Genomic DNA, 4,416 nt, shown 5'->3' on the forward strand with positions numbered 1-4,416 from the left:
GCATGACGGCGGGTGGGTACGTCCCGCCCCGCCTTTCACCACCCCGCTGCGGGCGCTGCCCGCCGCACCGCTCTTTGAAGGAACCGTCATGCAAAAGCAAAAGATCCGCATCCGCCTGAAGGCATTCGATTACAAGCTGATCGATCAATCGGCCCTCGAGATCGTCGACACCGCCAAGCGCACCGGCGCCATCGTCAAGGGCCCGGTGCCCCTGCCGACACGCATGCAGCGTTTCGACATCCTGCGTTCGCCGCACGTCAACAAGAGCTCGCGCGACCAGTTCGAGATCCGCACCCACCAGCGCCTGATGGACATCGTCGATCCCACCGACAAGACCGTCGACGCGCTGATGAAGCTTGACCTGCCGGCCGGCGTGGACGTCGAGATCAAGCTGCAGTAAGTTCCGATCGGGTTCGCTGCGGACCCGGGTGGTTGCGGCTTCGGCCGCTGCTGCTACAATCGTAGGCTTTTCTGCCCTCGGCACTCCGGTGTCGCGGGCAAAACATCGTGGTGACCCGGCGCAATGCGTTCGGTCGCCTCAGTGAAGTCAGTCCGGCCAATCGATGTCGGACATTGGAGAAGAACCATGACTACAGCCAATCCGGGCGATCGCCTCGGCTTGCTGGGCCGCAAGGTGGGCATGATGCGCATCTTCACGGACGACGGCGACGCCGTGCCCGTGACGGTGCTCGACGTGTCCAACAATCGCGTCACCCAGGTCAAGACCGTCGAAACCGACGGCTACAGCGCCATCCAGGTGACATTTGGCGCCCGCAAGGCGTCGCGCGTCACGAAGCCAGAGGCCGGGCATCTCGCCAAGGCGGGTGTCGAGGCTGGCGAAATCCTGCGTGAATTCGCGGTCAGCGCCGAAGTGGCGGCCGAGTACAAGCCGGGCGGCACGCTGCCGGTCGGCCTGTTCGCCGCCGGCCAGAAGGTCGACGTGCAGGGTACGTCGATCGGCAAGGGCTTCACCGGCACCATCAAGCGGCACAACTTCGGCTCGCAGCGCGCGTCGCACGGCAACAGCCGTTCGCACAACGTGCCGGGCTCGATCTCGATGGCCCAGGATCCGGGTCGCGTGTTCCCGGGCAAGAAGATGTCCGGCCACCGCGGCGACGTGACCAAGACCACCCAGAACCTTGACATCGTGCGTGTCGACGAGGCCCGCCAGCTGCTGCTGGTGCGCGGCGCGGTTCCTGGCGCGAAGAACGGTTTCGTGACCGTGCGCCCGGCCGTCAAGGTCAAGGCCCAGAAGGGAGCGAACTGATGGAACTCGAGCTCCTGAACGAACAAGGCCAGGCCGCCTCGAAGGTCGACGCGCCGGACACCGTGTTCGGCCGCGACTACAACGAAGCGCTGGTGCACCAGGTGGTGGTGGCCTACCAGGCGAATGCCCGCCAAGGTACGCGCGCCCAGAAGGATCGCCAGACGGTCAAGCACTCGACCAAGAAGCCGTGGCGCCAGAAGGGCACCGGCCGGGCTCGCGCCGGCATGACCTCGTCGCCGCTGTGGCGCGGAGGCGGTCGGATCTTCCCGAACAGCCCGGAAGAGAACTTCAGCCACAAGGTCAACAAGAAGATGTACCGCGCCGGCATGGCCGCCATCTTCTCGCAGCTCGCTCGTGAAGGTCGCCTGGCCGTGGTGGATTCGATCAAGGTCGAGACGCCCAAGACCAAGGCGCTGGCCGCGAAGTTCAAGGCCATGGGGCTGGAGTCGGTGCTGGTGATCGCGGACGAGGTGGATGAGAACCTGTTCCTCGCGTCGCGCAACCTCGCCAACGTGCTGGTGATCGAGCCGCGTTATGCCGATCCGCTGTCGCTGGTCTTCTACAAGAAGGTCCTGGTGACGAAGGGCGCGATCGAGAAGCTCAAGGAGATGCTGGCATGAGCGCTCTTAAGTTCGATGAAGGTCGCCTGATGAAGGTGCTGGTCGCGCCGATCGTGTCCGAGAAGGCCACGGCGGTCGCCGAGTCGCACAACCAGGTGCTGTTCAAGGTGCTGCAGGACGCGACCAAGCCCGAGATCAAGGCGGCGGTGGAACTGCTGTTCAAGGTCGAGGTCGACAAGGTATCGGTCGTGAACACCAAGGGCAAGACCAAGCGCTTCGGCAAGGGTGTGGGTCGCCGCGACAACGTTCGCAAGGCCTATGTCTGCCTGAAGGCGGGTCAGGAGCTCAACTTCTCCGGGGAGGCCGCGTAATGGCCGTCGTCAAAGTCAAGCCCACGTCCCCTGGCCGCCGTGCCGTGGTGAAGGTGGTGCATTCGCACCTGCACAAGGGCAAGCCCGAAGCGTCGCTGCTCGAGCCGCAGATCCAGAATGCAGGCCGGAACAACAACGGCCACATCACCATCCGGCACAAGGGCGGTGGTCACAAGCACCACTACCGCGTGGTCGATTTCAAGCGCAACAAGGACGGCATCCCGGCGAAGGTCGAGCGTATCGAGTACGACCCGAACCGAACCGCCCACATCGCGCTGGTGTGCTACGCCGATGGCGAGCGCCGTTACATCATCGCTCCGCGCGGTCTGGAAGTCGGTGCCACCATCCTGAGCGGCTCGGAAGCGCCGATCAAGGCCGGCAACACGCTGCCGATCCGCAACATCCCGGTGGGCTCGACGATGCACTGCGTCGAACTGCTGGCCGGCAAGGGCGCCCAGATCGCGCGCTCGGCTGGCACTTCGGTGACGCTGCTGGCACGCGAAAGCACCTACGCCCAGGTTCGCCTGCGCTCGGGTGAGGTGCGGCGCATCCACATCGAGTGCCGTGCCACGATCGGCGAGGTGAGCAACGAAGAGCACAACCTGCGCCAGTACGGCAAGGCCGGTGCGATCCGCTGGAAGGGCGTTCGCCCGACCGTTCGTGGCGTGGCCATGAACCCGGTGGACCACCCGCACGGCGGCGGCGAAGGCCGCACCGGCGAGGGCCAGGTGCCGGTGTCGCCTTGGAACACGATGACCAAGGGCTACCGCACTCGCAGCAACAAGCGCACGCAGACGTTCATCGTCTCGCGTCGCAAGAAGTAAGGGGCACGCTCGATGGCACGCTCACTGAAGAAGGGTCCGTTCGTGGACCACCACCTGGTGGCCAAGGTCGAGAAGGCCGTGGCGATCAAGGACAAGAAGCCGATCAAGACCTGGTCGCGCCGCTCGACGATCCTGCCCGATTTCATCGGGCTGACGATCGCCGTGCACAACGGCAAGCAGCACGTCCCCGTGTACGTGACCGATCAGATGGTCGGCCACAAGCTCGGCGAGTTCGCCCTGACCCGCACGTTCAAGGGTCACCCGGCGGACAAGAAGGCGAAGAAGTAAGGGGATGACGATGGAAACCCGAGCAATCGTTCGCGGCGTGCGTCTGTCGGTCGACAAGGGTCGGCTGGTGGCTGATCTGGTCCGCGGCAAGAAGGTGGACCAGGCGCTCAACATCCTGGAATTCACGCAGAAGAAGGCCGCCGTCATCATCAAGAAGGCGCTGGAATCGGCGATCGCCAATGCCGAGCACAACGACGGTGCCGACATCGACGAACTGAAGGTCAAGACGATCCACGTCGAGCAGGGTGCGACCCTGAAGCGGTTCTCCGCGCGCGCCAAGGGCCGCGGCAACCGCATCAGCAAGCCGACCTGCCACATCTTCGTCACCGTCGGCAACTAAAGGCAGAGAAGACCATGGGACAGAAGATTCATCCGGTCGGCTTCCGCCTGCCTGTCACCCGCAACTGGTCCTCGCGCTGGTACGCGTCGAATCGCAACTTCGCGACGATGCTGGCCGAAGACCTGAAGGTCCGCGAATACCTCAAGGCCAAGCTCAAGAGCGCGGCGGTCTCGCGCATCCTGATCGAGCGGCCCGCCAAGAACGCACGCATCACCATCTACTCGGCGCGTCCGGGCGTGGTGATCGGCAAGAAGGGCGAAGACATCGAGAACCTGAAGGCCGAGCTGACGCGCCGCCTGGGCGTGCCGGTGGCCGTGAACATCGAAGAGGTGCGCAAGCCCGAGATCGATGCCCAGTTGATCGCCGACTCGATCACCCAGCAGCTCGAGAAGCGCATCATGTTCCGCCGCGCGATGAAACGTGCGATGCAGAACGCGATGCGCCTGGGTGCCCAGGGCATCAAGATCATGAGCGCCGGTCGTCTGAACGGCATCGAGATCGCTCGCACCGAGTGGTACCGCGAAGGTCGCGTGCCGCTGCACACGCTGCGCGCCGACATCGACTACGGCTTCTCGGAAGCCAAGACCACCTACGGCATCATCGGCGTGAAGGTCTGGGTCTACCGCGGCGATCGTCTCGCCAATGGCGAAGCGCCCGTCATCAAGACCGACGAGCGCGAAGACGACCGTCGCAATCGCCGCGGCCCGCGCAGCGACCGCCCGGCCGGTGACCGCCGTCCGCCGTCGCGCGACGGTGCTCGCCCGGG

General features: G+C 64.9%; 8 protein-coding genes. All 8 read left to right on the forward strand.

What is annotated here, in order from left to right; translation table 11 throughout:
• The first annotated feature begins 88 nt into the window (after positions 1 to 88).
• The gene (gene rpsJ / locus x551_RS18825; protein ID WP_011831018.1) at positions 89 to 400 is read left to right on the forward strand and encodes a 30S ribosomal protein S10; all 312 of its coding nucleotides are present in this window, start codon (positions 89 to 91) and stop codon (positions 398 to 400) included.
• 186 nt (positions 401 to 586) lie between these two features.
• Positions 587 to 1,267 (forward strand): 50S ribosomal protein L3, encoded by a 681-nt coding sequence (gene rplC, locus x551_RS18830; RefSeq protein ID WP_036235747.1) that lies wholly within the window; start codon positions 587 to 589, stop codon positions 1,265 to 1,267.
• On the forward strand, positions 1,267 to 1,887 hold the full coding sequence (gene rplD, locus x551_RS18835; protein ID WP_011831016.1) for a 50S ribosomal protein L4: 621 nt from the start codon (positions 1,267 to 1,269) through the stop codon (positions 1,885 to 1,887). The genes rplC and rplD overlap by 1 nt, the downstream gene beginning before the upstream one ends.
• A complete protein-coding gene (gene rplW, locus x551_RS18840) occupies positions 1,884 to 2,198 on the forward strand; it encodes a 50S ribosomal protein L23 (RefSeq protein ID WP_011831015.1) in 315 nt (104 codons plus the stop codon). Before rplD ends, rplW begins: the two co-directional genes overlap by 4 nt.
• The gene (gene rplB / locus x551_RS18845) at positions 2,198 to 3,022 is read left to right on the forward strand and encodes a 50S ribosomal protein L2 (protein WP_011831014.1); all 825 of its coding nucleotides are present in this window, start codon (positions 2,198 to 2,200) and stop codon (positions 3,020 to 3,022) included. Before rplW ends, rplB begins: the two co-directional genes overlap by 1 nt.
• A gap of 12 nt (positions 3,023 to 3,034) precedes the next feature.
• Positions 3,035 to 3,310, forward strand: coding sequence for a 30S ribosomal protein S19 (rpsS, locus tag x551_RS18850; protein WP_011831013.1), 276 nt, complete (start codon positions 3,035 to 3,037; stop codon positions 3,308 to 3,310).
• A gap of 10 nt (positions 3,311 to 3,320) precedes the next feature.
• Complete coding sequence (gene rplV, locus x551_RS18855; RefSeq protein ID WP_036235754.1) at positions 3,321 to 3,650, forward strand: 50S ribosomal protein L22; 330 nt, start codon at positions 3,321 to 3,323, stop codon at positions 3,648 to 3,650.
• Between the two features lie 14 nt (positions 3,651 to 3,664).
• Positions 3,665 to 4,416: 30S ribosomal protein S3 (gene rpsC / locus x551_RS18860; protein ID WP_036250185.1), on the forward strand; the 752-nt coding region annotated here is incomplete at its 3' end.

The organism is Methylibium sp. T29 (genome assembly GCF_000576205.1).
GTDB classification, from domain to species: Bacteria; Pseudomonadota; Gammaproteobacteria; order Burkholderiales; family Burkholderiaceae_C; genus Methylibium; species Methylibium petroleiphilum.